Source organism: Grimontia marina, from assembly GCF_900060185.1.
In the GTDB taxonomy this organism is placed as follows: domain Bacteria; phylum Pseudomonadota; class Gammaproteobacteria; order Enterobacterales; family Vibrionaceae; genus Enterovibrio; species Enterovibrio marinus.
In genome coordinates, this window is the sequence record NZ_FIZY01000190.1 from 1 (window position 1) to 866 (window position 866).

The 866-nt window shown below is 35.1% G+C and carries 1 protein-coding gene; it reads right to left on the reverse strand.

Features of this window, described 5'->3' with window-relative positions:
* Nucleotides 1-92: 92 nt before the first annotated feature.
* The gene (locus tag GMA8713_RS25910; protein WP_062715546.1) at nucleotides 93-467 is read right to left on the reverse strand and encodes a hypothetical protein; all 375 of its coding nucleotides are present in this window, start codon (nucleotides 465-467) and stop codon (nucleotides 93-95) included.
* Nucleotides 468-866 lie beyond the last annotated feature (399 nt).

Consider the following 866-nt stretch of genomic DNA (forward strand, 5'->3'; position numbering starts at 1 on the left):
ATTTTCATCACCCAAATTGCAAGGTTTTGGAAGGGGAGGCTTAAAAAGCTTGCAATATGAGGGTAGGAAGATCGATGAGATCATCAAATAGATCAGTGTCTTATTTGTAATTCAGGGCCGACTAATTCATCACCTTTACCCAATAGGTACACTCTATTTTCATCTGCTTTACAAAACCCTTTGCAAATAGCATACTCTATTGCTTTAAAAGTAATTGAATCGGCGGATATGTTAGGCGTCGATAATTCTCTATCTCTCAAATAGTCCTCATAATATTCCCATTTATTTTTTCTAATCAGCATCCATACGAGTATGTTCAGTTTATCTCTAGACAAATACTTTTTTTTACCTGATACGGAAAAAATAGAGATTACAATTAGTGATATTCTCCATAATGGTCTCATATTTATCGGAACCGAATATGCTTTTTCACTAAATATTGGTTTAATTACTTTTTCATTTTCCATATTAGAAATCCATATAACATTCTGAAATCCAGACAGCCAGATATCCGATTGAAAGCGACTGTACATTCGTTTCAGACATATGTTCCGAATATTTAGAGAAAGCTTCCTTGTTGACTTTTATTGTTTCTTTAACAAATTCAGTATCAACAGATACAAAGTAAGAATTGTCTTGCATATCTTGTAACTGTGCCCTTGCAGTATCTTCTATCTTATAATGTATATCAGGATACTCTTCATAAAGTTGATCTTTAAATTTGGTGGCCTGAATATACCTAAATAACTGATCCGAATAGTGCTACATTTTCGCCGTGCCGTGGCAACCTCCCGGGTACGGCGATACGTTATCCATAAAGTGCTTCACCTTCCTGAGCAATTGCCACATATGTTTACACCTGTGAT

What these genes read in the sequence shown, in the direction of transcription:
- GMA8713_RS25910 (WP_062715546.1), bottom strand. Translation starts at nt 467, where the DNA reads ATGGAAAATGAAAAAGTAATTAAACCAATATTTAGTGAAAAAGCATAT.